This window comes from Streptomyces sp. NPDC024555 (genome assembly GCF_055559335.1).
In genome coordinates this window covers 46,162-71,029 of sequence record NZ_JBVHKV010000004.1, presented here as the reverse complement: position 1 = coordinate 71,029, position 24,868 = coordinate 46,162, and the positions used below count along the sequence as shown (strand labels likewise).

Annotated in this window: 22 protein-coding genes and 2 tRNA genes; 18 read left to right on the top strand and 6 right to left on the bottom strand. The window is 70.3% G+C overall.

All coding sequences use genetic code 11. The features are described from left to right. Positions 1-3: 3 nt before the first annotated feature. Positions 4-1,491 carry an amino acid permease gene (locus tag ACZ4FH_RS08040; RefSeq protein WP_467303158.1) on the bottom strand — a complete coding sequence of 496 codons (1,488 nt, stop codon included), beginning with the start codon at positions 1,489-1,491 and terminating at the stop codon, positions 4-6. A gap of 390 nt (positions 1,492-1,881) precedes the next feature. Between ACZ4FH_RS08040 and ACZ4FH_RS08035 the strand changes: the two genes are divergently transcribed. From ACZ4FH_RS08035 to ACZ4FH_RS08025, 3 genes are all read left to right on the top strand, one after another. Further along, positions 1,882-2,475: a biotin transporter BioY gene (locus ACZ4FH_RS08035; RefSeq protein WP_467303156.1), complete on the top strand. Its 594-nt coding sequence runs from the start codon at positions 1,882-1,884 to the stop codon at positions 2,473-2,475. A gap of 242 nt (positions 2,476-2,717) precedes the next feature. Next, positions 2,718-3,206, top strand: coding sequence for a ribose-5-phosphate isomerase (locus ACZ4FH_RS08030; protein WP_383633401.1), 489 nt, complete (start codon positions 2,718-2,720; stop codon positions 3,204-3,206). A 70-nt stretch (positions 3,207-3,276) separates the two neighbouring features. After that, on the top strand, positions 3,277-4,086 hold the full coding sequence (locus tag ACZ4FH_RS08025) for an Fpg/Nei family DNA glycosylase (protein ID WP_467303153.1): 810 nt from the start codon (positions 3,277-3,279) through the stop codon (positions 4,084-4,086). 60 nt (positions 4,087-4,146) lie between these two features. Here the strand turns inward: ACZ4FH_RS08025 and ACZ4FH_RS08020 are convergent, their stop codons facing one another. Continuing rightward, a complete protein-coding gene (locus ACZ4FH_RS08020; protein WP_467303152.1) occupies positions 4,147-5,379 on the bottom strand; it encodes a GNAT family N-acetyltransferase in 1,233 nt (410 codons plus the stop codon). 104 nt (positions 5,380-5,483) lie between these two features. Between ACZ4FH_RS08020 and ACZ4FH_RS08015 the strand changes: the two genes are divergently transcribed. Further along, positions 5,484-6,629, top strand: coding sequence for a SpoIIE family protein phosphatase (locus tag ACZ4FH_RS08015; RefSeq protein WP_467303150.1), 1,146 nt, complete (start codon positions 5,484-5,486; stop codon positions 6,627-6,629). A 27-nt stretch (positions 6,630-6,656) separates the two neighbouring features. On the opposite strand, the gene ACZ4FH_RS08010 is transcribed toward ACZ4FH_RS08015, so the two are convergent. After that, entirely contained in the window at positions 6,657-7,820 is a 1,164-nt protein-coding gene (locus ACZ4FH_RS08010) for a cation:proton antiporter (RefSeq protein WP_467303148.1), read from the bottom strand. A 149-nt stretch (positions 7,821-7,969) separates the two neighbouring features. On the opposite strand from ACZ4FH_RS08010, the gene ACZ4FH_RS08005 reads away from it, so the two are divergent. Continuing rightward, a complete protein-coding gene (locus tag ACZ4FH_RS08005) occupies positions 7,970-8,446 on the top strand; it encodes an HD domain-containing protein (protein ID WP_467303146.1) in 477 nt (158 codons plus the stop codon). A gap of 96 nt (positions 8,447-8,542) precedes the next feature. Here the strand turns inward: ACZ4FH_RS08005 and ACZ4FH_RS08000 are convergent, their stop codons facing one another. Next, complete coding sequence (locus tag ACZ4FH_RS08000; protein ID WP_467303145.1) at positions 8,543-9,670, bottom strand: acyltransferase family protein; 1,128 nt, start codon at positions 9,668-9,670, stop codon at positions 8,543-8,545. A 493-nt stretch (positions 9,671-10,163) separates the two neighbouring features. Between ACZ4FH_RS08000 and ACZ4FH_RS07995 the strand changes: the two genes are divergently transcribed. After that, the gene (locus ACZ4FH_RS07995; RefSeq protein WP_383633380.1) at positions 10,164-10,358 is read left to right on the top strand and encodes a hypothetical protein; all 195 of its coding nucleotides are present in this window, start codon (positions 10,164-10,166) and stop codon (positions 10,356-10,358) included. Between the two features lie 71 nt (positions 10,359-10,429). On the opposite strand, the gene ACZ4FH_RS07990 is transcribed toward ACZ4FH_RS07995, so the two are convergent. Then, positions 10,430-10,503: transfer RNA gene (locus tag ACZ4FH_RS07990), tRNA-Gly, on the bottom strand. Between the two features lie 165 nt (positions 10,504-10,668). On the opposite strand from ACZ4FH_RS07990, the gene ACZ4FH_RS07985 reads away from it, so the two are divergent. From ACZ4FH_RS07985 to clpX, 5 genes are all read left to right on the top strand, one after another. Beyond that, a tRNA-Pro gene (locus tag ACZ4FH_RS07985) sits at positions 10,669-10,745 on the top strand. 151 nt (positions 10,746-10,896) lie between these two features. Beyond that, positions 10,897-12,282, top strand: a complete 1,386-nt coding sequence (gene tig / locus ACZ4FH_RS07980; protein WP_467303144.1) for a trigger factor — start codon at positions 10,897-10,899, stop codon at positions 12,280-12,282. A gap of 264 nt (positions 12,283-12,546) precedes the next feature. After that, positions 12,547-13,152 (top strand): ATP-dependent Clp protease proteolytic subunit, encoded by a 606-nt coding sequence (locus ACZ4FH_RS07975; RefSeq protein ID WP_267008104.1) that lies wholly within the window; start codon positions 12,547-12,549, stop codon positions 13,150-13,152. 75 nt (positions 13,153-13,227) lie between these two features. Next, positions 13,228-13,911 (top strand): ATP-dependent Clp protease proteolytic subunit, encoded by a 684-nt coding sequence (locus tag ACZ4FH_RS07970; RefSeq protein WP_383633374.1) that lies wholly within the window; start codon positions 13,228-13,230, stop codon positions 13,909-13,911. 157 nt (positions 13,912-14,068) lie between these two features. Next, the gene (clpX, locus tag ACZ4FH_RS07965) at positions 14,069-15,367 is read left to right on the top strand and encodes an ATP-dependent Clp protease ATP-binding subunit ClpX (RefSeq protein WP_467303142.1); all 1,299 of its coding nucleotides are present in this window, start codon (positions 14,069-14,071) and stop codon (positions 15,365-15,367) included. 80 nt (positions 15,368-15,447) lie between these two features. Here the strand turns inward: clpX and ACZ4FH_RS07960 are convergent, their stop codons facing one another. Beyond that, positions 15,448-16,458, bottom strand: coding sequence for a hypothetical protein (locus ACZ4FH_RS07960; RefSeq protein ID WP_467303140.1), 1,011 nt, complete (start codon positions 16,456-16,458; stop codon positions 15,448-15,450). A 139-nt stretch (positions 16,459-16,597) separates the two neighbouring features. On the opposite strand from ACZ4FH_RS07960, the gene ACZ4FH_RS07955 reads away from it, so the two are divergent. The 7 genes from ACZ4FH_RS07955 to mreD all read left to right on the top strand — a co-directional run bounded on the left by ACZ4FH_RS07955 (position 16,598) and on the right by mreD (position 24,853). Beyond that, the gene (locus tag ACZ4FH_RS07955; RefSeq protein ID WP_467303139.1) at positions 16,598-19,219 is read left to right on the top strand and encodes a valine--tRNA ligase; all 2,622 of its coding nucleotides are present in this window, start codon (positions 16,598-16,600) and stop codon (positions 19,217-19,219) included. A gap of 135 nt (positions 19,220-19,354) precedes the next feature. Further along, a complete protein-coding gene (gene folC, locus ACZ4FH_RS07950; protein ID WP_467303137.1) occupies positions 19,355-20,878 on the top strand; it encodes a bifunctional tetrahydrofolate synthase/dihydrofolate synthase in 1,524 nt (507 codons plus the stop codon). 3 nt (positions 20,879-20,881) lie between these two features. Continuing rightward, positions 20,882-21,238, top strand: coding sequence for a DUF4233 domain-containing protein (locus ACZ4FH_RS07945; protein ID WP_383633360.1), 357 nt, complete (start codon positions 20,882-20,884; stop codon positions 21,236-21,238). 74 nt (positions 21,239-21,312) lie between these two features. Then, complete coding sequence (gene ndk, locus ACZ4FH_RS07940) at positions 21,313-21,726, top strand: nucleoside-diphosphate kinase (RefSeq protein WP_383633357.1); 414 nt, start codon at positions 21,313-21,315, stop codon at positions 21,724-21,726. Positions 21,727-22,019: 293 nt separating this feature from the next. Beyond that, positions 22,020-23,039: a rod shape-determining protein gene (locus tag ACZ4FH_RS07935; protein WP_383633355.1), complete on the top strand. Its 1,020-nt coding sequence runs from the start codon at positions 22,020-22,022 to the stop codon at positions 23,037-23,039. 96 nt (positions 23,040-23,135) lie between these two features. Next, complete coding sequence (gene mreC / locus ACZ4FH_RS07930) at positions 23,136-24,176, top strand: rod shape-determining protein MreC (protein WP_383633352.1); 1,041 nt, start codon at positions 23,136-23,138, stop codon at positions 24,174-24,176. A gap of 11 nt (positions 24,177-24,187) precedes the next feature. Then, a complete protein-coding gene (gene mreD / locus ACZ4FH_RS07925; protein ID WP_467303133.1) occupies positions 24,188-24,853 on the top strand; it encodes a rod shape-determining protein MreD in 666 nt (221 codons plus the stop codon). Positions 24,854-24,868 lie beyond the last annotated feature (15 nt).

Sequence of the window (24,868 nt, the reverse complement as noted above, 5' to 3'; positions counted from 1 at the left end):
CGCCTAACCGCGCTCCGCGGGCTCCTGACGCGCCGCGGCCTCCCGACGACCCGCCGCGCGCCTCTGGCGCACCGCGCCCACCACGATCAGGACCACCGTCAGGGCCCCCGTCGCCAGCAGCTGGTCGCGGGTGTCCGGCTGGCGGAGCATCAGGACGAAGATGCCGGCCATGGCCAGCAGGGCGGCCACGGTCAGTCCCGGGAACAGCCACATCCGGACGACCAGCCGCTGCGGGGCCTCGCGCTCCAGCCGGGAGCGCAGGATCAGCTGGGAGACGGCGATGAAGATCCAGACGACCAGGATCACCGCGCCGATCATGTTGAGCAGCCACGGGAAGACGTCGTCGGGCCGCCAGTAGCTCAGCAGTACGCATCCGAAGCCGAACACCGACGAGACCAGGACCGCCGTGCGCGGCACCCCCGAGCCGACCCGGCCCAGCCGCTTCGGGCCCTGGCCGCGGGCCACCAGTGAGCAGGCCATGCGGGAGGCGCCGTAGACGTTCGCGTTCATCGCCGACAGCAGTGCCACCAGGATGACCACGTTCATGATCTCCGCCGCCCCGGCGATGCCCAGGTGGTCCAGTGCCGCGTAGAAGGGGCCGACCTCCACGACCTTCGGGTCGTCCCACGGCACCAGGGTCACGACGACGGCCATCGAGCCCACGTAGAACAGCGCGATCCGCCACATCGCCGTCCGCACGGCCTTCGCGACGCCCCGCACCGGATCCTCGGACTCCGCCGCGGCGATGGTGACGGTCTCCAGGCCCCCGTACGCGAAGACGGAGGCGAGCAGGCCGATGACCAGGCCCTCCGGACCGTTCGGGAGGAAGCCTCCCTCGCCGGTGAGGTTCGCCGTGCCGGGGGCGTCCGTGCCGGGGAGGACCCCGAGCACCGCCAGCACCCCCAGCACCAGGAACAGCGTGATCGCGGTGACCTTCAGCGCCGCGAACCAGAACTCGAACTCGCCGAACCGTGTCACCGAGGCCAGGTTCGTCCCCAGGAACACCACCATGAACAGCGCCACCCAGGCCCATTCCGGGGTCCCCGGCAGCCAGCCGGTGACGATCTTCGCCGCCGCGATGCCCTCCAGGCCGACGGCGACGCAGAGCAGCACCCAGAACGCCCAGCCCGCCGTGAACCCGGCCCACGGGCCGATCGCCCGTTCGGCGTGCACGGAGAAGGAACCGGAGGCCGGATGGGCGGCCGACATCTCGCCCAGCATGCGCATCACGAGCATCACCAGCAGACCGGAGACCGCGTACGCGATCACGATCGAGGGGCCCGCGGCGGCGATGCCGGCGCCGGAGCCGACGAAGAGCCCGGCGCCGATCACCCCGCCGAGCGCGATCATGGACAGATGGCGCTGCTTGAGGCCGTTCCCGAGCGCGGCCTCCGTTCCGGCGGACGGTCCGGACGGGTCGGACGGGTCGGCCGGATCGGTGGGGGAGCCGGTGGAGGAGTCGGTGGGGGGAGACGCGGAGGTCCGGGACATGGACGAACTCTGTTCACTGGTCGAGACGTGGGGATGGGCACCAGTCTGAGCACGTGCCCCGATCAACGGGAACCGTCGTCCGCTATACGGGCACCAGGGCCTCACACGACGCACACCGGACCGCCCGGACCCCGCCCCCGCCATCCGCCGCCGCTTTAGAGGGAATTCACAGTCGCGCCCTCGGTCGCCGGTCCGCCCGCAAGGGACGTCATCACCTCTTACCTCAGTGACGAGCATCACCCCCCGACGCGATTGCGTGCACCTGTTTGTGTGAACCCCACCAACCCCTCATTCACCCCTTTGTGGGCCGCTGCCGGTGTTCCGGTCATACTCCGTCGGCTAACGTCACCCTCGGTCCGTCCCACCTGCCCTCACCCCCGCGGAGATCCGATGAGCACTGCAGCCGCCCCCGTCCGTACCGGAGCGGTCCTCGCCGACCTGCTGCCCGCCGCCCGGAACCGCTACGCCGTGGACACCGCCCTGGTGCTCGGCGGCGCCGCGCTCACCGGCATAGCCGCCCAGATCGCCGTCCCGGTGCCCGGCTCCCCGGTCCCCGTCACCGGCCAGACCTTCGCCGCGCTCCTCGTCGGCACCGCGCTCGGCGCCCGCCGCGGCTTCCTCTCCCTGGCCGTCTACGCGCTCGTCGGCATGGCCGGCATGCCGTGGTTCTCCGCCGGCAGCTCCGGCGCGGGCGGCGCCTCCTTCGGCTACGTCCTCGGCATGCTGCTCGCCGCCACCGTCGTCGGCGGTCTCGCCCGCCGCGGCGGCGACCGTTCCGTGCTGCGCACCGCCGGCACGATGGTCCTCGGCTCGGCGATCATCTACGCCGTCGGCGTCCCCTACCTCGCCCTGTCCACGGGCATGTCCGCGAGCGCCGCGATCGCGGCCGGTCTCACCCCCTTCCTCCTCGGCGACGCCCTGAAGGCCGCCCTGGCCATGGGCGCCCTGCCCACCTCCTGGAAGCTGCTCGGCCGCCGCGGCTGACGCACCGTACGAACGAAGAGGCCCGCCGGTGCCGCTGCGAAGCGCCGGCGGGCCCTTCCGGTTCCAGGGCCTGTCTGCCGACTCCCGTACGCCGGGCGACGCCATGCACGCACTCTCGTCCGGCGTGTCCTGCGGCATCGCACCGGAACCCCGGACAGGACCTCGCCCCGCCCCTGCCCGACACCGGGCACACCCCACCCCCGTCGTCCGCGGCCCGGCGCCGCACGTGCCACACTGCCCCCATGCGCGTGTACCTCGGATCCGACCATGCCGGCTACGAACTCAAGAACCACCTCGTCGAGTGGCTCAAGGGGCAGGACCACGAAGTCGTCGACTGCGGTCCCCACATCTACGACGCCCAGGACGACTACCCCCCGTTCTGCCTGCGCGCCGCCGAGAAGACGGCCGCCGACCCGGACAGCCTCGGCATCGTGATCGGCGGCTCCGGCAACGGCGAGCAGATGGCCGCCAACAAGGTCAAGGGCGTCCGCGCCGCACTCGCCTGGAGCGAGCAGACCGCCGCCCTCGGCCGTGAGCACAACAACGCCAACGTGATCTCCATCGGCGGCCGCATGCACACCACCGAGGAGGCCACCAAGTTCGTCGAGATCTTCCTGGCCACCCCGTACTCGGGCGACGCGCGGCACACCCGCCGCATCGACATGCTCACCGCGTACGAGAACACCGGCGAACTGCCCCCGATCCCGGCCCACCACCCGCAGCAGGGCTGATCACCCCTACCCTTGACCGTGCCGCCGGTACCCCCGGCGGCACAGCCATGTCACGAGGAGAACCGCAGCCGTGCCCGAGGGACACACCATCCACCGCCTCGCGGACGACCACCGCGCACGCTTCGCCGGGCGGCCGGTACGGGTCAGCAGCCCGCAGGGCCGGTTCGCCGACAGCGCCGCCCTGCTCGACGGCCTGGTCCTCGACGAGGCCGACGCCCACGGCAAGCACCTCTTCCTCGGCTTCGGGGACCGCGGCTGGGTCCACATCCACCTCGGCCTGTTCGGCAAGCTCGGATTCGGTACGGTCCCGGCCCCGCCGCCCACCGACACGGTGCGGCTGCGCCTGCTCAACGACGCCCACCACGCCGATCTGCGCGGCCCCACCGCCTGCGCCCTGATCACCGACGCCGAGAAGTCCGCGATACAGGAACGGCTGGGACCGGACCCGCTGCGCCCCGACGAGGACGGCGAGCGCGCCTGGCGGCGGATCTCCCGCAGCCGGATCACCGTCGCCGCCCTGCTCATGGACCAGAAGGTCGTCGCCGGCGTCGGCAACGTCTACCGCGCCGAGGTCCTCTTCCGCCACGGCATCGACCCGTACCGCGCCGGCAAGGACCTCACCCGCCGCGAATGGGACGCGATCTGGACCGACCTGGGCGCCCTGATGCGCGAGGGCGTACGGAACAACCGCATCGACACCGTCCGCCCCGAGCACCTGCCCGAGGCGATGGGCCGCCCGCCGCGCGTGGACGACCACGGCGGCGAGGTGTACGTCTACCGGCGGGCCCGGCAGGCCTGCCACATCTGCGGCGGCGAGATCCGCACCGCGGACCTCGCCGCCCGCAACCTCTTCTGGTGCCCCGGCTGCCAGACCCGCTGAGGACGCCCCGGCCCGCCCCCGAAAGGGCCCCGGTCCGCGCCCTCCGCACGGACCGGCGCCTCAGAACCCCCGGGGCAGCCAGGGCGCCACATCGGACAGGAACGCAGCCGACGCCTCCGCCAGCGCGCCCGCCCGCACCTCGCGCACCCGGCCGGCTCCGGCCATCGCGGAGAGCGCCTCGCCGCCCAGATAGGCCGAGGCCAGCTCCCGCACCGAGAGCGCCAGATCGGCCGGGTCCTCGGTGCGCCGGCAGGTGGCGGCCCCCTTCGCGTCCGCCGTCAGCCGCCAGCGCCCCGCGTTCCACGGGCAGAAGGCGTCCTCCACCTCGAACACCACGTCCAGCGGCCCCCGGTAGCTCCGCGCCTCCAGCGCCGCGCCCAGCTCCACCAGCCGTACGTACAGCGAGTCCCGCAGCCGTACGTCGCACCGCCGCACGTCCGACACCATGTGCAGCACCGGGTCGTCCACCGGCCGGTTCCGCGCCTCGACCTCCGTCATCAGGTCGATCGAGAACAGATGGCGCCACAGCGCCGCGTACGCCGCCGGGTCCAGCGCCGCGAGATCACCGACCAGCACCCGGCCCTTGGGGCCCGCCTTGTCCCACGCCGGCCGGAGATGGAAGTTGGTGTAGCCGACGATCTCGCCGTCGCGCTCCGCCAGCAGGCACTGGAGGGCCGAACCGCCCTCCCGCGTGCTCACCGGATCGACCAGCGGCTTGCGCTCCCAGCCGGGACCGTGCGCCGGAACGCCCGGCCGGCCCGCCACCAGGCGCGCGTACACGCCCTCGCACGCCGCGACCGCCTCGTCCGCGCGCGCGTACCGCAGCCGCACCCCGTCCGTACCCTCCGGCACGCTCAGCCGCACCCGGTCCGTGTCGATGACCAGGGACATCTGCCGGCTCGCCACCCCGTAACCGAACCGGCCGTAGATCGCCGGCTCGGAGGCCGTCAGCACCGCGATCGGCTCGCCCAGCGCCCGGACGTCGTCGAGCTGCCGGCGCATCATCGAGGTCAGCAGCCCGCGCCTGCGGTGCGTCGCCGCCACACTCACCATCGTCACCCCGGCCGCCGGCACCATCGCCCCGCCCGGCACCGCCACCCGGAAGCTGAACGCGCCCGTGGTCCCCACCACGCGGTCGCCGTCCCAGATCCCGATCGACCGCTCGTGCTCGGTCAGCGCCTCGTCCAGCTCACGCTGCTCGGGAGGCTCCGCCACCCCGCCGAAGGCGAGCTCCAGACACTCGAACCACTGGTTCCACTCGGACGGGCGCAGCACACGGAGCTCTGTAGTCATGGGCCATGCCTACCAGGGCGTCCGCAGCCCGGCGACCCGTTTTCGAACGCATTGTCACGGGGTCCCCCTGCACCGGAGGCCCCCGGATCGATAAGGTCCCCGCAATGGCCCGACGCGCAGGAGCAGAGACGTACCCGGCCCGATTGCGGAAATCGGCGCACCGGGTACGCACGGCGCTGCGCCGCTCCGGGGTCGACTACTTCCGCGGCGACGGCTCCGACTGGGTCGTGCTGGCCGCGCTGATGCTGACCATGCCGGCCCTCACCTGCGCCACCCTGCTCGATCCGCTCTGGTTCGCGCCGACCGTGCTCGTCCTGCCGATCGTCGCCGGCGGCCTGCTGCTGCGCCCGGCCAGCCTGCTCGGGCTGTACGCGACGGCCGCGGCCGCCCTGATCGTGGAGGCGCTCCGGCTCGGCCCGTACGAGGACGGTCCGGGCCGCATCACCCCGGGCACCGTGCTCACCGTGGCGGCCTGCGGATTCCTCGGGCTGATCCTCGCCCAGTTCCGCGCCCGGGTCGGCGTGCCCTGGCGGCGCGGCGGCACCATGCTCTTCGACCTGCGCGAACGCATCCGGGTGCAGAGCGCCCTGCCCCGGCTGCCGCAGGGCTGGCACCGCGAGATGGCACTGCGCCCGGCGGGCGGGCAGTCCTTCTCCGGGGACTTCGTCGTGGCGGCCCGCACCCACGGCGGGCGCACCCTGGAGGCCGTGCTCACCGACGTCTCCGGCAAGGGCATGGACGCCGGCTCCCGGGCCCTGCTGCTCTCCGGCGCCTTCGGCGGCCTCCTCGGCTCGCTGCCGCCGCACGGATTCCTCCCCGCGGCCAACGGCTATCTGCTGCGCCAGGACTGGGACGAGGGCTTCGCCACCTCGATCCATCTGGTGCTCGACCTGCACTCGGGGGACTACGAACTGCTCTCGGCCGGTCATCCCCCCGCCCTCCAGCTCCACGCCGGCAGCGGCCAGTGGGAGGAGAAGGCGGCGGAGGGGCCGCTGCTCGGGGTGTACGACGGGGCGGAGTTCGACGCCGTGAAGGGCCATCTCGCCCCGGGCGACGTGCTGATGCTGTTCACCGACGGCCTGGTGGAGGCCGCCGACCGTGACATCGCGGAGGGCATCGACCGGCTGACCGGCGAGGCCGACCGCTATGTCACGACGGGATTCGAGGGTGCGGCGTGGCACCTCATCGAGGCGTGCGCCAAGGACGTCAACGACGACCGGGCGCTGCTGCTGCTCTCGCGCAAGGCCTGACGGACCGTACGCGTACGGCCCGCGCCCTCATCCGGTGGTGAGGGGGACCGCCTCGCGGCCGCGGGGGAGCAGCCGGGCCAGCCAGTGCGAGCGTCCGGCCGCCAGGGGGGCCAGCACCGCGAGCAGCAGGACGTAGCAGGCGATGAACGGCGAGAGCCGCTCGTCCAGTCCCGCGCCCGCCGCCATGGTGGCGAGGATCAGCGCGAACTCGCCGCGCGCCACCAGGGTGGTCGAGATGTTCGCCGTGGCCTGCGGGCCGAAGCCGTACACCTTGGCGGCGGCGAGTCCGGCGAGGACGTTCATGGCGAGGGTGACGGCCACGGCGGCCAGGACCGGCCAGACCACGGTGGGCAGGTCGCCGGGGTTGATGGAGAGGCCGAAGGCGAAGAAGAAGATGGCGCCGAAGGCGTCGCGCAGCGGGTGGACCAGCTTGAGGATGCGTTCCCCCGAGGTCGTGCTGCCGAGCATCAGACCCACCATGAACGCGCCGATGGCGTCCGCGACACCGAACCACTCGGAGATGCCCGCCACCAGGACGGCCGCTCCGAGGAAGGAGATGACGAGCAGTTCGTCGTCGCGCGTGTTGATGAGCTTGCCGACGATCCGGGTGCCGAAGCGGGCGGCCAGCGCGAGGATCAGCAGGAAGCCGAAGGCCTTGCCCCCGTCGACGGCGGCCGAGGCGAGGCTGTCGGCGCCGGAGAGGATCGGCTGGAGGGCCGCGAGGTACAGGGCGAGGAACACGTCCTCGACGACGATGATGCCGAGGATCGGCTTGGTCTCCGGATTGCCGATGCGGCCGAGGTCGACCAGGACCTTGGTGACGATCGCGGACGACGATATGCCGAGCACCCCGGCGAGGACCAGCGCCTCGGAGGTGCCCCAGCCGAGCGCGAAGCCGAAGCCGAGCCCGGCCCCGACGTTCAGCGCGAGATAGGTGCCCCCGGCGAGCGCCATCTTGCGGCCGCCCGCCTTGAGGTCGTCGAGGTGGAACTCCAGGCCGAGGTAGAAGAGCAGCAGCACCAGGCCGAGCGCGGAGAGCATCTCCAGCTCGTGCGGGTCGGCGACCAGGACGATGCCGGGTGTGTGCGGGCCGAGCAGGATCCCGGCCAGGATGAACAGGGGGATGGTGGGCAGTCCGATACGGCTGCCGACGCGGGCGAGGACGGCGGCGGCGAGGAAGGCGCCGCCCATGGCGATGAGCGTGTCTGCGTGTCCGATGAGCCTGATCCTTCTTTAGGTCAAGAGAGCGTCAAGAAATCGTCAGTAATTAGTTTACCGAACGATCGATGGCGCTCCCGGTCCCCCTGGGAGGCCCGGCGGCCGGGCCGTACGCTCACCCCATGACCGCCACCTCCGGGGCAGCCGCCCGCCCGCCCCTGACCCTGGCCGAGATCGAGGCCCTCGCCCGCGCGGCCCACGCCGGTCAGCGCGACAAGGCGGGCCGGCCCTACACGGAGCACCTCGCCGCCGTCGCGGAGGGGGTGCGCGCCCGGGGCGGCAGCGAGGAGCAGATCGCGGCGGCCTGGCTGCACGACGCGGTGGAGGACCGGGCGCTCGGCGAGGAGTGGCTGGCCGGTGCCGCGCTGCCGGCGCGGGTCAAGGAGATGGTGCTCGCCGTCACCAAACGGGAGGGCGAGGAACTGCCCGCGTATGCCCGGCGGATTCTGGCCACGCCCGGGGCCCTGCTGGTCAAGGAGGCCGATCTGGCCCACAACGCGGACCCGGACCGGCTCGCGGTCCTGGACGCGGCCACCCGTACCCGGCTGACCGCGAAGTATGCGCTGGTACGCGAGCTTCTGGGGCTCTCCGTACGGTGACGGGTCCCGAGCGTCGCTATTGAGCCAACACGACGGCGCCCGGCCCTCCGAGGGGGCCGGGCGCCGCCGTGTCGGGGTGCCGGGGACGGGCCGTGCTCAGATCCTGGCGGCGTCCTTCCGGAACGCCCAGTTCATGTCCGGCTCGGTCACGCACCGCAGCGCGCGCCGCACCGGAGGCGTGCACATCAGCGTCACCCCGGCCGAGGCGACGACCGTGGCCAGCACCAGACCGGTCGGCGAGACCAGCCACTCGTTGTGGTCGATGAGGCCGGAGTACTCGGCGCCCTTGACCATGAAGCCGTGCAGCAGATAGCCGCAGATCGTCCCGGCGCCGAGCACCGTGAACCACATCCGGCGGCGCGGCACCCAGGACAGGAACGCGGCGGTGAGCAGGACCGCGCAGCCGAACAGCGCGAGCGTCATCACGACGCCGTACCACCACGGGTTGCCCGTGTCCTGGGCGCTGTTGTTCCGCAGGAACCAGTCCAGTTGCATCCGGTGGGCCGCCCAGTACGCGAACACCACCGCTCCCACGACCAGCGGCACGGCCAGGATCCGCACCTCGCGGCGGCGCACCAGGCGGAAGTGCTCGGGCGTGAGCCGGAGCCCCAGCACGAAGAACGGCAGGAACTGCAGGACGCGCGGCAGATCGAGGTCATGGCCGATGCTGGGCGCGAACGACGCGAGGCAGGCGATGACCAGCGAGACCGCCAGGGGATGGCGCAGGCTCTGCCAGATCGGCGTGGTGAGCCGCCAGACGAACAGCGCCGCCAGGAACCAGGTGAGGTACCAGGGCTCGGTGAGGCTGATGGGGGCATCGGGGTCGTCGACGTACCGCCGGAAGAGCGAGTACCCGGTCTCGAACACCACGTACGGCACGGCCACCCCGGTGACCAGTCGCTTCACCTTGGCCGGGCTCAGGTCGAACGACCGTGAGAAATAACCCGAGATGATGATGAACGCGGGCATGTGGAAGGTGTACGTCACCATGTACAGCGCGCGGGCGGCCCGGCTTCCGTCCATGACGGGCACCCATGAGTGCGCCACCGCGACGAGCACGATGGCCAGGTACTTGGCGTTGTCGAAGTAGGCATCCCGCCGTTTCGCCGCGGCGGCCTGATCGGGCCGGTCCGCGGTGGTCGCCGATGTGTCCGGTCTGGGCTCCGACTCCCGGGTCGCCGATGGGAGCGGGGCCCTCTGAAATGCGTGCGGAGCGTGGAACATCTCAAGCACCCTAGACGTCTCGATTGCAATGCGTAAAACCGCGTTCGAATATCCCGGCTGCCCGCACAGATGCCTCTCAAACCGTCAACTGACGCCCGAAATGCCCTGACTTACCCCTCTTGAATGGGGCATATCGCCCGCCCCTTATGGAGGTGAATTCCCGCTCGCCGCCCTGTCGGAATTGCATGTGAATAAACCGTGTGGATACAGAAACGATCACCGTTGCAATTGCACGCCCACCCGGCCGGGCGCCGCCCGGACCGCCCTTCGGGCGACCGCCGCCGGGCCCGGTGCGGGACGGTCCGGACGGCCCCCGGCGGACCGACCGGCGCGCGGGGGGCGCAGGGGGCGCAAGATGGCGCGATATCGACAGGTCGATTCGTCACCCGGCAGCAACCACAGGGCAGTTGGTGGCACCATGGACGGAACGGAGGAGTGCACGGCCGCACCTCTCCGGGCCGGCAAGGCGGACCGACCGAGGGTGTGAACAGTCGTGGCCATTTCACTGTCCGTGGTGCTTCTTTTGGCGATCATCCTGGTGGTCATGATCCGAGGCGGCTCCATCAAGGGCGGACCCGCGGTCGTCGCGGTGCTCTTCGGCTTCTTCCTGGCGTCGACCGGCATGGCTCCGTCGATCAACAGGTTCATGAACTCGATAGCCGAGACGATCAACCAGATCACCTTCTGACCCGCCGGCCCGGCCGCGCGGACCGGGCAACGCGAAAGGGCCCGGTCCGAACGGACCGGGCCCCTGCGTCATGGAGCGGGCGACGGGAATCGAACCCGCGTAGCTAGTTTGGAAGACTAGGGCTCTACCATTGAGCTACGCCCGCATGCGGCGCACCGCAGGTCACCTGGACCGCGGCACGAGAAGCATCGTAGCGGGTCGCGGGCGCCTCCCGCACACCCCATTCGAGGCGCGCGGCGCGAGGTCCGACGGGCCCGCGCAAACCGGCCGATGCACTGCCTCACTGCATGTACCCTACGTGTCGCACCGACGGGGTGTGGCGCAGCTTGGTAGCGCGTCCGCTTTGGGAGCGGAAGGTCGTCGGTTCGAATCCGGCCACCCCGACCACCGGCAAGATCGCGTTGTGGGAGTCCTCCCCCTTGCCGTTACTATGCAAAATGCGTGCCCGTGTGTCTGATGTACCGGGCTCGGTCGGCGAAGCCGCCTGTGAAGCGGTGGAGCAGAACCCCAAGAAGTCAGCCACCAAGGAGACCGAACCGTGAAGAGCGCCGTGGAGACCCTGAACCCGACCCGGGTTCGGCTCAGCATCGAGGTGCCCTTCGAGGAGCTCAAGGACAGCCTCGACGCGGCGTACAAGAAGATCAACCAGCAGGTCACGGTGAAGGGGTTCCGCAAGGGCAAGATCCCCAACCGGGTCATCGACCAGCGGTTCGGCCGGGGTGCTGTGCTGGAGGAGGCCGTCAACGACGCGCTCCCGAAGTTCTACACCGAGGCCGTCAACGAGGGTGAGCTCAACGTCCTCGGCCAGCCCGAGGTCGACATCACGGAGCTGAAGGACGGCGAGCTGCTGGCCTTCACCGCCGAGGTCGACGTGCGCCCCGAGATCGAGATCCCGGACTACTCCGGCATCGAGGTCACCGTCGACGCCCTCGAGGTCAGCGACGAGGACGTCGAGAAGGCCGTGGAGCAGCTGCGCGAGCGCTTCGCCTCCACCAACCCGGTCGAGCGCGCCGCCGCCGAGGGCGACGTCGTGACGATCGACCTGGAGGCCAAGGTCGACGGAGAGGTGCTTGAGGACGGCGTCGCCGAGGGTGTCTCGTACACCATCGGTTCCGGCGAGCTGCTCGACGGCATCGACGCCGCCGTGACCGGCCTGGAGGCCGGTGGCGAGGCCACCTTCACCTCCGAGCTGAAGGGCGGCTCCGCCGAGGGCAAGGAGGCCGAGGTCACCGTCAAGGTCTCCGCCGTCGCCGCCCGCGAGCTCCCCGAGCTCGACGACGACTTCGCCCAGATGGCCAGCGAGTTCGACACGCTGGAGGAGCTGAAGGCCGACAGCCGCAAGCGCCTGGAGAACACCAAGCAGTACGACCAGGCCACCCAGGCCCAGGAGCGCGTCCTGGAGGAGCTGCTGAAGCTCGCCGAGGTCCCGATCCCGGAGAAGCTGCTCGCGGACGAGATCCAGACCCGCAAGCACAACCTGGAGCACCACCAGCTCGGCCAGATGGGCCTGACCCTCGACAAGTACCTGGAGATCCAGGGCAAGACGCTCGAGGAGTTCGAGACCGAGACGTCCGAGCAGGCCGTCAAGGGCATCAAGACCCAGTTCATCCTCGACGAGCTGGTCAACAAGGAGAAGCTGAACGTCAACCAGGAGGAGCTCACCGAGCACCTCATGCGGCGTGCCGCCTCCTCCGGCATGAGCCCGGACCAGTTCGCCCAGGCCGTCGTCGAGGGCGGCCAGGTGCCGATGCTCGTCGGCGAGGTCGCCCGCGGCAAGGCGCTCGCCGTGGTCGTCGAGGCCGCCAAGGTCGTCGACACCAACGGTGAGGTCGTCGACCTGGAGGACGACGAGGAAGAGGCAGTCGAGACGGTCGAGGCCGCCGAGGGCACCGACGTCCCCGCCGAGGAGAAGACCGAGGCCTGAGCCTCGCTCACCATCCGCCCGACGGGCTCCGGACAGCAGCTGTCCGGAGCCCGTCGTCGTATCCCCGCACGCCCCCACAACCCTTGTGCGGACTGCGGAGCTTGCGCTCCCAGCGAACAGTTGCGGAAGCGGGATGGCGTTGTCCCACCTGCGCGTTAGGGTCCATGAAGAGGAAGGGTCGGGGAGTCCCGGCCCACCCCGGTACGAAGACGCTGAGACGGCCGGAGCCGTCAGAGACGAGCAGGTGGATACGTGACGAATCTGATGCCCTACGCCGCCGGTGAGCCGTCCCTCGGTGGAGGCCTCGGTGACCAGGTCTACAGCCGACTGCTCGGCGAGCGCATCATCTTCCTCGGTCAGCAGGTCGACGATGACATCGCCAACAAGATCACCGCACAGCTTCTCCTCCTTGCCGCCGAGCCGGACAAGGACATCTACCTCTACATCAACAGCCCCGGCGGCTCGGTGACGGCCGGCATGGCCGTCTACGACACCATGCAGTACATCCCGAACGACGTGGTCACCATCGGGATGGGCATGGCGGCCTCCATGGGCCAGTTCCTGCTCACCGGCGGCACCGCCGGCAAGCGCTTCGCGCTCCCGAACACCGACATCCTCATGCACCAGGGTTCGGCCGGCATCGGCGGTACGGCCTCGGACATCAAGATCCAGGCCCAGTACCTGCTGCGCACCAAGCAGCGCATGGCGGAGATCACCGCCCGCCACTCCGGCCAGACCGTGGAGACGATCATCCGCGACGGCGACCGCGACCGCTGGTACACCGCGGAGGAGGCCAAGGAGTACGGCCTCATCGACGAGATCATCACGATCGCATCGGGCGTTCCGGGCGGCGGCGGCACCGGCGCCTGATCCGGCTCCCCGGACAGCGCCCACCGCACCGCATCTCTCGTACGCCGAGACCCCAGCCCACAGAACGCCACCAGGATGGTGAACACCCACATGAACAACTTCCCCGGCGCCTCCGCGAGCGGCCTCTACACCGGCCCGCAGGTGGACAACCGCTACATCGTGCCCCGCTTCGTGGAGCGGACCTCGCAGGGCGTGCGTGAGTACGACCCGTACGCGAAGCTCTTCGAGGAGCGCGTGATCTTCCTCGGCGTGCAGATCGACGACGCGTCCGCCAACGACGTCATGGCGCAGCTGCTGTGCCTGGAGTCGATGGACCCGGACCGGGACATCTCCATCTACATCAACAGCCCCGGCGGCTCGTTCACCGCGCTCACCGCGATCTACGACACGATGCAGTTCGTGAAGCCGGACATCCAGACGGTCTGCATGGGCCAGGCCGCCTCCGCCGCCGCCGTGCTGCTCGCCGCGGGCACGCCGGGCAAGCGCATGGCGCTGCCCAACGCCCGCGTCCTGATCCACCAGCCGTCCTCGCAGACCGGCCGTGAGCAGCTCTCCGACCTGGAGATCGCGGCCAACGAGATCCTGCGCATGCGGACCCAGCTGGAGGAGCTGCTGGCCAAGCACTCCACCACGCCGATCGAGAAGATCCGCGACGACATCGAGCGCGACAAGATCCTGACGGCCGAGGACTCCCTCGCCTACGGTCTGATCGACCAGATCGTGTCGACCCGCAAGAGCGCGGCCGGAGCGGCCGCCTGACGTCGGCCTTTACCCCTTGGCACGGCCCTCACGTCCGGCCCCGGCCGTGTGAACCGTGCCAAGGGGGGCCCGAACGGGGGGCCAGGCAAGGTACCGTCGGATAGAGGCACCAGGAGCCGCTGAACCAGGCGTCTCCCAGGCGAAGGGGAAGCACCTCGTGGCACGCATCGGTGATGGCGGCGACCTGCTCAAGTGCTCGTTCTGCGGAAAGAGCCAGAAGCAGGTGAAGAAGCTCATCGCGGGACCCGGTGTGTACATCTGCGACGAGTGCATCGATCTCTGCAACGAGATCATCGAGGAGGAGCTCGCGGAGACGAGCGAGGTGCGCTGGGAGGAGCTTCCCAAGCCCCGCGAGATCTACGAGTTCCTGGAGGGGTACGTCGTCGGGCAGGAGCCCGCGAAGAAGGCCCTCTCCGTCGCTGTGTACAACCACTACAAGCGGGTCCAGGCCGGCGAGAACGGCGGCGCCGGGAGCCGCGACGACGCGATCGAGCTGGCCAAGTCGAACATCCTGCTGCTGGGTCCCACGGGCTCCGGCAAGACGCTCCTCGCGCAGACGCTGGCCCGTATGCTCAACGTCCCGTTCGCCATCGCCGACGCGACGGCGCTGACGGAGGCCGGCTACGTCGGCGAGGACGTCGAGAACATCCTGCTGAAGCTGATCCAGGCCGCCGACTACGACGTCAAGAAGGCCGAGACCGGGATCATCTACATCGACGAGATCGACAAGGTCGCCCGCAAGAGCGAGAACCCGTCGATCACCCGCGATGTCTCCGGCGAGGGCGTCCAGCAGGCCCTCCTCAAGATCCTTGAGGGCACCACCGCCTCCGTCCCGCCGCAGGGCGGCCGGAAGCACCCGCACCAGGAGTTCATCCAGATCGACACGACGAACGTGCTGTTCATCGTGGGCGGCGCCTTCTCCGGCCTGGAGAAGATCATCGAGTCCCGGGCCGGCGCCAAGGGCATCGGCTTCGGCGCCACGATCCGCTCCAAGCGGGAGATCCAGGCGAGCGACCAGTTCCAGGAGGTCATGCCGGAGGACCTGGTGAAGTTCGGGATGATCCCCGAGTTCATCGGCCGCCTCCCCGTCCTGACCTCGGTCCACAACCTGGACCGCGAGGCCCTCCTCCAGATCCTCATCGAGCCGCGCAACGCGCTGGTCAAGCAGTACCAGCGCCTCTTCGAACTCGACGGCGTGGAGCTGGACTTCGAGCGCGAGGCCCTCGAAGCCATCGCCGACCAGGCCATCCTCCGCCAGACCGGCGCCCGCGGCCTGCGCGCGATCATGGAGGAAGTCCTCCAGTCCGTGATGTACGAGGTCCCGTCCCGCAAGGACGTCGCCCGCGTCGTCATCACCGCCGACGTCGTCCGCAACAACGTCAACCCCACCCTGGTCCCGCGCGAACCGCGCACGATCGGCAAGGGCGACGAGGGCCGGCACGAGAAGTCCGCGTAGCGGCCGTTTCTCCCCGTCACGCACGCGAAGGGGCGCCCGACCGGTGGATCCGGTGGGGCGCCCCTTCGCGGTGCCGAAGGTCAGAGCTTGGTGCGGGAGGTGTTGTAGAGCTTGGCGGTGATGCCGGCGACATCGTCCTGGCTCATGCCCTTGCCGGACATCGACAGCGCCACGTCCACACCGAGCACGGTGCCGACGGTGCTGTAGTCGGCCCAGACGCACACGGGGATCTGGAATTCCTTCGGCCCCTTCGCGACGGTCCCGTCGCCCTTCTCGTTCGTGATCTTGAGGTCCTGGCACTTCATGAGGGCGCCCTTGAAGCCGTCCGGCGTGACGGCCTTGGGGCTGCCGACGAGCTGGACGTCCATCCCGTTCTCGCCCTTCTTGAAGTCCGACTCCGCGTTGTTGAACGCGTTGTCGATGACCTTCGCCGGGTCGGTGACATCGCCCCAGTAGCCGGAGAGCGTGATCGACTTCGCCCCCATCGGGTTCGCCTCGGATCCCGACTCGTACGTGCCGCCCGCCTTCTGCGGGTCCTTGATGCCGAGCCCTTCGAGCCTGGTCTTCTCCTCGCCGGTCGCCGCACCGGACTCCCCGGAGCTGGACCCCTTCTTGTACCCGTCCAGCGTCGCCGCGGGCGTCAGCTTGTACCCCTTCGTGGAGTCCGCGACATCGCTGTTGCTCGCGCCGCCGCCCGAGGTCAGGAAGTACACGCCGCCGGCGATGACCGCCAGGGCGACCACGGTGACGCCGACGATGAGGCCGGTCTTCTTCTTGGGCTCGGCCGGGGGGAAGCCCGGCTGCTGGCCGTAGACCGGCTGGCCGCCGTACGGGGGAGTGGGGGGCTGCTGGCCGTAGGGGCCGGGCTGCTGGGGCTGGGGGTAGCCGTAGCCCGGCTGCTGCTGGGGGACTCCCTGGGGCGCCTGCTGCGGGTAGCCGTATCCGGGCTGGCCCTGCGGCGGCTGCTGGCCGTACGGGCCCGGCTGCTGCTGGCCGTAGGGTCCGGGCTGGCCCTGCGGGGGGCCGCCGTACGGTCCGGGCTGGCCCTGCGGCGGCTGGCCGCCGTACGGGCCCGGCTGGTTGTAGCTCATTGCGGTGTCCCCTGTTCGTGATGCTTACGCGTTCCGAACATCCTGGCGGAAGCTTCGCGCGCGTGGAGCACCGGGAGGTACACCGTTACCGAACAATCCCGTTTCAGTGCACTCCTGTGACGGCTCTAAACTGTGGTGCGTGACCGACAACGCAGCGCACCAGCCAGCCAGCAACCCCGAACTGCCGACCCAGTACACGCCGGCCGCGGTAGAGGGGACGCTGTACGAGCGCTGGGTAGAACGCGGTTACTTCGAGGCGGACGCCAAGAGCGAGAAGCCTCCGTTCACGATCGTCATCCCCCCGCCGAACGTCACCGGCGCCCTCCACCTGGGCCATGCCTTCCAGGTCACGCTGATGGACGCGATCACGCGCCGCAAGCGCATGCAGGGCTTCGAGACCCTCTGGCTGCCCGGCATGGACCACGCGGGCATCGCCACGCAGAACAAGGTCGAGCAGCAGCTCGCCGAGGAGGGCAAGTCCCGGCACGACATCGGCCGGGAGGCCTTCGTCGAGAAGACCTGGCAGTGGAAGGAGGAGTACGGCGGCCGGATCCTCGGCCAGCTGCGCCGCCTCGGTGCCGGTCTCGACTGGTCGCGTGAGCGCTTCACCATGGACGAGGGCCTGTCCCAGGCCGTCCAGACGATCTTCAAGAACCTGTACGACGACGGTCTGATCTACCGCGCCGAGCGCATCATCAACTGGTGCCCGCGCTGTCTGACCGCGATCTCCGACATCGAGGTCGACTACCAGGACGACGACGGCGAGCTGGTCTCGCTGACGTACGGCGAGGGCGACGAGACGCTCGTCGTCGCGACCACCCGCGTCGAGACGATGCTGGGCGACACCGCGGTCGCCGTCCACCCGGACGACCCCCGCTACGCCCACCTCGTCGGCAAGCGGATCAAGCTGCCGCTGACCGACCGCACCATCCCGGTCGTCGCCGACACCCACGTCGACCCCGAGTTCGGCACCGGCGCCGTCAAGGTGACGCCCGCCCACGACCCGAACGACTTCGCCATCGGCCAGCGCCACGGCCTGGAGATGCTCACCGTCATGGACGAGCGGGCCATCATCACCGTGCCCGGCCCGTTCGAGGGGCTCGACCGCTTCGAGGCCCGCGCCGCCATCGTCGCCGCCATGCGCGAGCAGGGCCGCGTCGTCGCCGAGAAGCGCCCGTACACGCACTCCGTCGGGCACTGCTCGCGCTGCAAGACGACCGTCGAGCCGCGCCTCTCGCTCCAGTGGTGGGTCAAGGTCGAGACGCTCGCCAAGGCCGCCGGTGACGCGGTCCGCGAGGACCGGGTCGCGCTGCACCCCAAGGACATGGAGAAGCGGTACTTCGACTGGGTCGACAACCTCAACGACTGGTGCATCTCGCGCCAGTTGTGGTGGGGCCACCGCATCCCCGTCTGGTACGGCCCCGAGGGCCAGGTCGTCTGCGTCGGACCCGACGAGCAGCCGCCGAGCGGCGAGGGCTGGACCCAGGACGAGGACGTCCTCGACACGTGGTTCTCCTCCGGGCTGTGGCCCTTCTCCACGCTGGGCTGGCCCGAGCGGACCCCGGACCTGGAGAAGTTCTATCCGACCGACGTCCTGCTCACGGGCCACGACATCATCTTCTTCTGGGTCGTCCGGATGATGATGTTCGGCCTGTACGCGATGGACGGCGAGGTCCCGTTCAAGACGGTCGCGCTGACCGGGCTCGTCCGCGACGAGTTCGGCAAGAAGATGTCGAAGTCCAACCCCAACGCCGTCGACCCGATCGACTGGATGGACGCCTACGGCTCCGACGCGGTCCGCTTCACGCTGGCCAACGGCGCCAACCCCGGTGCCGACGTCCCGATCGGCGAGGACTGGGTCAAGGCCTCCCGCAACTTCGCCAACAAGATCTGGAACGCGACCCGCTTCGCGCTGATGAACGGCGCGACGACCGAGGGCGAGCTGCCGCCCGCCGAACAGATGTCGGCGAACGACCGGTGGATCCTCTCCCGGCTCAACACGGTCGTCGCCGAGGCGGACGCGTACTACGAGGACTTCCAGTTCGCCAAGCTCTCCGACGCCCTCTACCACTTCGCGTGGGACGAGGTCTTCGACTGGTACGTCGAGCTGTCCAAGACCACGTTCTTCGCCGGCGGCGAGCCGGCCAAGGTCTCGGCCCGGGTCCTCGGCGAGGTCCTGGACAAGCTGCTGCGGATCCTCCACCCGATCGTCCCCTTCGTCACCGAGACGCTGTGGACCGCGCTCACCGGCCGCGAGTCCGTCGTCGTCGCCGAGTGGCCGGAGGACTCGGGCTTCCGCGACCCCGCCGCCGAGCAGGAGATCGCGCTCGTCCAGCAGCTCGTCACCGAGGTCCGCCGCTTCCGCACCGACCAGGGCCTCCAGCCCGGCCAGAAGGTCCCGGCCGAGCTGACCCTGACCGGGACGCCGCTGGCCCCGCACGAGGCGGCCATCCGCCAGGTGCTGCGGCTCCAGCCGGCCGGCGAGGGCTTCCACGCCACCGCCTCGCTGCCCGTCGCCGGGGCGACCGTCGCGCTGGACCTGTCCGGCACGATCGACGTCGGCGCCGAGCGCAAGCGGCTGACGAAGGACCTGGAGGCGGCGCAGAAGGAGAAGGCGCAGGCCACCGGGAAGCTCGGCAACGAGGCGTTCCTGGCCAAGGCCCCGGACAACGTGGTCGACAAGATCCGCGGCCGGCTCGCCAAGGCCGAGGCCGACATCGAGCGGATCACCGGCCAGCTGGCCGGACTGCCCCAGGGCTGATGTGCTGAGCACGGAGCCCCCGCACACCCGACCGACCGGGCGCGCGGGGGCTCCGTCGTTCCCGGCCGGCGCGGGCCGTGGCGCCGCCCCGGGCGGCTGCGCGCGTTGTCGGTGCCGGTCCGTAGACTGGGGCCCGTGAGTGAGCCCCGCCCTTCCGACCGGCACGACGCCTCCGATTCCGACGACGCCTTCGCGGAGATCGTCGGCGAAGCGACCCAGCGCGACCCCGACCTGGCGGTGATCGAGGCCGGGAGCCGTACGCTGCGCGCCGCCTCCGGCCCGCCGCAGGCCGACGAGGTCCCCGCCCGCCCCGCCGACCCGGAGGTGGACAAGGCACTGCGCGCGGTGGAGCAGGAGCTCGCCGGGCGCTGGGGCGAGACCAAGCTGGAGCCGTCCGTGGCGCGGATCGCCGCGCTGATGGACGTCCTCGGCGAGCCCCAGCGCGCCTACCCGTCGATCCACATCACGGGGACCAACGGCAAGACGAGCACCGCCCGCATGATCGAGGCCCTGCTCGGCGCCTTCGACCTGCGCACCGGGCGGTACACCTCCCCGCACGTCCAGTCGATCACCGAGCGGATCAGCCTGGACGGCGCCCCGATGGACCCGGAGCGGTTCATCGCCACCTACGAGGACATCAAGCCGTACGTCGAGATGGTCGACGCGCAGCAGCCCTACCGGCTCTCCTTCTTCGAGGTGCTGACCGGCATGGCGTACGCAGCCTTCGCCGACTCCCCGGTCGACGTCGCGGTGGTCGAGGTCGGCATGGGCGGCAGCTGGGACGCGACCAATGTCATCGACGCCGGGGTCGCCGTCGTCACCCCGATCTCCCTGGACCACACCGACCGGTTGGGCTCCACGCCCGGCGAGATCGCGGTGGAGAAGTCCGGGATCATCAAGCAGGGCTCCACGGTCATCCTGGCGCAGCAGCCCGTCGACGCCGCCCAGGTGATGCTGAAGAAGGCCGTCGAGGTCGACGCCACCGTGGCCCGCGAGGGCATGGAGTTCGGCGTCGTCTCCCGGGAGGTCGCGGTCGGCGGCCAGCTGCTGACGCTGCGCGGCCTCGGCGGGGAGTACGACACGGTCTTCCTCCCGCTGTACGGCGCCCACCAGGCGCACAACGCGGCGGTGGCCCTGGCGGCCGTCGAGGCGTTCTTCGGCGTCGGTGCCGAGCGGCCCGGCGCGCTGGACGCCGACATCGTCCGCCGCGCCTTCGCCTCGGTGGTCTCGCCGGGCCGCCTGGAGGTCGTCCGCTCCAGCCCGACCGTGATCCTGGACGCCGCGCACAACCCGGCGGGCGCCCTCGCCACCGCGGAGGGCCTGTCCGAGGCCTTCGGCTTCTCCCGGCTGATCGGTGTGGTCGGCGCCAGCGGCGACAAGGACGTGCGGGGGCTCCTGGAGGCCTTCGAGCCGATCTTCGCGGAGATCGTCGTCACACAGAACTCCACCGAGCGCGCGATGGACGCGGACGCCCTGGCGGCCGTCGCCGTCGAGGTCTTCGGCGACGAGCGGGTCCAGGTGGAGCCGCGGCTCGACGACGCGCTGGAAGCGGCGATCACCCTCGCCGAGGAGGAGGACGAGTACGCGGGCGCCGGGGTGCTGGTGACCGGTTCCGTGATCACGGTCGGCGAGGCCCGGCTGCTTCTGGGAAGGCGCTGACCCGTGCGTACGCTCTGTGCATCGACCCTGATCGGTGAATTCTTCGTCATCGGTTTCGCCGGGCTCGTCGCGATGAAGTCCGACGATCTGACGTCCGCCACGGTCTGGACGGTCTGCGGCATCGGCATGCTGCTCTCCGTGCTGCTGTGCGGGATGATCACCCGCCCCGGCGGCGTGCAGCTGGGCTGGGTGCTCCAGGCCGCGCTGGTCGCCAGCGGATTCGTGGTTCCGATGATGTTCATCCTCGGTCTGGCCTTCGGCGGCCTGTGGTGGGCCTCGGTGCACTACGGTCGCAGAATCGACGAGGCCAAGGCCCGCTGGGCCGCCCAGGAGGAGGCCCAGGCGGCCTCCGGCGCCTGAGCCCGGCGGTCCGCCCGCCGGCCGCCCCCTGTAATCTCGCCTCACCGCACCCGTATGCCTGCAAGGAGCCGCACATGACCCAGCGCACCCTCGTTCTTCTCAAGCCCGACGCCGTCCGTCGCGGTCTGGTCGGCGAGATCGTCGGCCGCATCGAGCGCAAGGCCGGCTGGAAGATCACCGCGCTGGAGCTGCGTACCCTGGACCGCGCCACACTGGAGCAGCACTACGCCGAGCACGTCGGCCGCCCGTTCTACGAGCCGCTGGTCGAGTTCATGCTGTCCGGCCCCATTGTCGCGCTGGTGGCCGAGGGCGAGCGGGTCATCGAGGGCGTCCGCGCCCTGGCCGGTCCGACCGACCCGATCGCCGCCGCGCCCGGATCGATCCGCGGCGACTTCGGTACGATCACCCGGGAGAACCTCATCCACGCCTCGGACTCCGAGGAGTCCGCGGAGCGGGAAATGAAGCTGTTCTTTCCCGGTCTCTCCTGAATCCGGATCAGCCGAACAGCGCTCATGACCTGGGGCGACCGAATTAATTCGGTCGCCCTTCGGCATAGGGTCCCGGATCGCGGGAACGCATCCCCTCGACGTAACGTCACCATGAGTGGAACGGCCACCCGTTCTGCCCAGCATGGCGAAGGACCCTCGCGCTGTGTCGGTGTTTCCGGCACTACGATGGAAGCTTCCACGCCCGCAGCGCTCATCTCGCCTACCAAATCAAGCCATCATCGCTTTCACTTGGGAAGGCCCGACGCATCCTCATGGGGAACAAGGGGAACTCAATGTCGTTCATCGGCCGTGACATGGCTATCGACCTCGGGACTGCCAACACGCTGGTGTACGTCAGGGGGCGCGGCATCGTCCTGAACGAGCCGTCCGTCGTGGCCATCAACACCAACACCGGCGGCATCCTCGCGGTCGGGTCCGAGGCCAAGAAGATGATCGGCCGTACGCCGGGCAACATCGTCGCCGTACGGCCCCTGAAGGACGGCGTGATCGCCGACTTCGAGATCACCGAGCGGATGCTCCGCTACTTCATCCTGAAGATCCACAAGCGGCGCTACCTGGCCCGCCCCCGGGTCGTGGTCTGTGTGCCCTCCGGCATCACCGGGGTCGAGCGACGCGCCGTCATCGAGGCGTCGACCCAGGCCGGGGCCCGCCAGGTGCACATCATCGAGGAGCCGATGGCGGCCGCGATCGGCTCGGGTCTGCCGGTCCACGAGGCCACCGGCAACATGGTGGTCGACATCGGCGGCGGCACCACCGAGGTCGCGGTCATCTCGCTCGGCGGAATCGTCACTGCCCAGTCGATCCGCGTGGCCGGTGACGAACTGGACAACGCGATCATCCAGCACATCAAGAAGGAGTACTCGCTCCTGCTCGGTGAGCGGACCGCCGAACAGATCAAGATCACCATCGGTTCGGCCTACGACCTGGAGAAGGACGAGCACACCGAGATCCGCGGCCGCGACCTGGTCTCGGGGCTGCCCAAGACCGTGGTCATCTCCGCCACCGAGGTCCGCAAGGCCATCGAGGAGCCGGTCAACGCGATCGTCGACGCGGTCAAGACGACGCTGGACAAGTGCCCGCCGGAGCTGTCCGGCGACGTCATGGACCGGGGCATCGTCCTCACCGGCGGCGGCGCGCTGCTGCGCGGACTGGACGAGCGGCTCCGCCACGAGACGGGCATGCCGATCCACATCGCCGAGGACCCGCTGGACTCCGTGGCCCTCGGGTCCGGCAAGTGCGTCGAGGAGTTCGAGGCGCTCCAGCAGGTGCTGGACGCCCAGCCCCGCCGCTAGAACACCACGCCCTCCGCGCGGACGCTGCCGCTCCGCGCGGAGGATCGTTGATATACAGGCACGAACATTCCTACGAGGAAGGCACGGCCGCCGCACGTGAGGGACACACGAGAGAGCCGGCTGCTCCTGGTGCTGCTGATCGCCATCGCATTCGCATTGATCACGGTGGACATCCGCGGGGGCGAGGCATCACCGGTGGACGGCGCCCGGCAGGCCGCCGCGACGGTCTTCGGACCGGTGGAGAACGGTGTGGCGGCGGCGGTGGACCCGGTGGGCAACGCCATAGGGGCCGTCCGCGCCTCCGGCAGCCGCCACGACAAGATCGCCGAGCTGGAGAAGCAGAACGCCGCGCTCAAGGCGGAGCTGGGCAGCGACGACCGCAACCGCAACCGGGTGCGCGAGCTCGACAAGATGCTGAAGAAGTCGGCGGCCGGCCAGTACGGCATCAAGGCCGCCGAGGTCATCGCCATAGGAGCGGCCCAGGGCTTCTCCTGGACGGTCACCATCGACGCCGGCTCCAAGGACGGCGTCAAGCGCGACATGACCGTGCTGAACGGGGACGGACTCGTCGGCCGCGTCACCACCGTCGGCCCCGACACCGCCACGGTGCTGCTGGCCAACGACCCCGACTTCACCGTCGGCACCCGCATGGAGTCCACCGACGAACTCGGCTTCGCCACCGGCCAGGGCTCGCGCCCGCTGTCCGTCCAGTTCCTGAACGGCAAGGCCAAGGTCAAGAAGGGCGACCGGCTCGTCACCTTCGGCTCCAGCAAGGACAAGCCCTTCGTGCCGGGCGTCCCGGTCGGCGAGGTCGTCCGGGTCGACCCCTCCGGCGGCGACCTGACCCGTACCGTCTACGTCCGTCCGTACGTCGGCTTCACCAAGCTCGACATCGTCGGCATCGTCGTCCAGGCCCCGCGCGAGGACCCCCGCGACATGGTCCTGCCGAAGAAGCCGAAGGCCCCGGCCAAGCCGAAGCCCACCCCGACCGTCACCGTCACCATCTCGCCCAACGGCGACATCGTCGACACCGAGGGCAACGTGGTCGGCAACATCCACCAGAGCCCACCCGCGAGCCCGGATCCCAGCGGGAACGCCACACCGAACGCCGGCAACGCGGTCAACGAACAGAGGTAGAGCTGATCCCCATGCGCCTCCACCGGACTCTGCTCTCCGTCCTCCTGGTCGTGATCGCCCTGGTCGTCCAGGTCTCCGTCCTCGCCAGGCTCCAGCTCCCCGGCGCCGTGCCGGACCTGCTGCTCATGGTCGTCGTCGGACTGGCCTTCGTGTACGGGCACGTCAGCGGGGCCCTCATCGGCTTCGGCGCCGGGCTCCTCGCGGACCTGGCCCCGCCGGCCGACCACGCCGCCGGGCGCTACGCCCTGGTCCTCTGTGTGATCGGCTACCTCGCCGGACTGGCCCGGCCCGAGAACGGGCAGCTCAGGTCGGCCTTCGTGCCGATGGCCGTGGTCGTCGCCGCCGCGATCGGCTCGACGCTGCTGTACGCGGGCGTCGGCGCCCTCGTCGGCGACACGGCCGCCCGCCATGTGGGCCTGGGCAGCCTGCTGTTCACCGCCGCCGTGTACGACCTGCTGCTCGCCCCGTTCACCGTTCCGCTGATCATGGCGATGGCCAGACGCACGGTGCACGATCCGCTGACCGAGTCCTCCTCCGGCCGCGGGGACGCCGCCGCGGGCTGGCTCGCCGCCGGTTCCGGTCTGCGGATCGGCAGCCAGCGCGGCGGACTGCGCGTGAAGGCCGCCCGCAACCGGGCCGCCCGCGCCGGACGCATCAAGGGAGTCAAGCGACTGTGAGGCCGCACCAGCCCG

Excerpts from the sequence above, each read along its gene's own strand:
- ACZ4FH_RS08005 (WP_467303146.1), top strand. The coding sequence starts at position 7,970 with ATGACCGCCACCTCCGGGGCAGCCGCCCGCCCGCCCCTGACCCTGGCC.
- ACZ4FH_RS08000 (WP_467303145.1), bottom strand. The coding sequence starts at position 9,670 with ATGTTCCACGCTCCGCACGCATTTCAGAGGGCCCCGCTCCCATCGGCG.
- mreD (WP_467303133.1), top strand. The coding sequence starts at position 24,188 with ATGCGCCTCCACCGGACTCTGCTCTCCGTCCTCCTGGTCGTGATCGCC.
- ACZ4FH_RS08040 (WP_467303158.1), bottom strand. The coding sequence starts at position 1,491 with ATGTCCCGGACCTCCGCGTCTCCCCCCACCGACTCCTCCACCGGCTCC.
- ACZ4FH_RS07970 (WP_383633374.1), top strand. The coding sequence starts at position 13,228 with ATGGTGAACACCCACATGAACAACTTCCCCGGCGCCTCCGCGAGCGGC.
- ndk (WP_383633357.1), top strand. The coding sequence starts at position 21,313 with ATGACCCAGCGCACCCTCGTTCTTCTCAAGCCCGACGCCGTCCGTCGC.
- ACZ4FH_RS07935 (WP_383633355.1), top strand. The coding sequence starts at position 22,020 with ATGTCGTTCATCGGCCGTGACATGGCTATCGACCTCGGGACTGCCAAC.
- ACZ4FH_RS08015 (WP_467303150.1), top strand. The coding sequence starts at position 5,484 with ATGGCCCGACGCGCAGGAGCAGAGACGTACCCGGCCCGATTGCGGAAA.
- ACZ4FH_RS08035 (WP_467303156.1), top strand. The coding sequence starts at position 1,882 with ATGAGCACTGCAGCCGCCCCCGTCCGTACCGGAGCGGTCCTCGCCGAC.
- ACZ4FH_RS08020 (WP_467303152.1), bottom strand. The coding sequence starts at position 5,379 with ATGACTACAGAGCTCCGTGTGCTGCGCCCGTCCGAGTGGAACCAGTGG.
- ACZ4FH_RS08030 (WP_383633401.1), top strand. The coding sequence starts at position 2,718 with ATGCGCGTGTACCTCGGATCCGACCATGCCGGCTACGAACTCAAGAAC.
- ACZ4FH_RS07975 (WP_267008104.1), top strand. The coding sequence starts at position 12,547 with ATGCCCTACGCCGCCGGTGAGCCGTCCCTCGGTGGAGGCCTCGGTGAC.
- ACZ4FH_RS08010 (WP_467303148.1), bottom strand. The coding sequence starts at position 7,820 with ATGGGCGGCGCCTTCCTCGCCGCCGCCGTCCTCGCCCGCGTCGGCAGC.
- ACZ4FH_RS07960 (WP_467303140.1), bottom strand. The coding sequence starts at position 16,458 with ATGAGCTACAACCAGCCGGGCCCGTACGGCGGCCAGCCGCCGCAGGGC.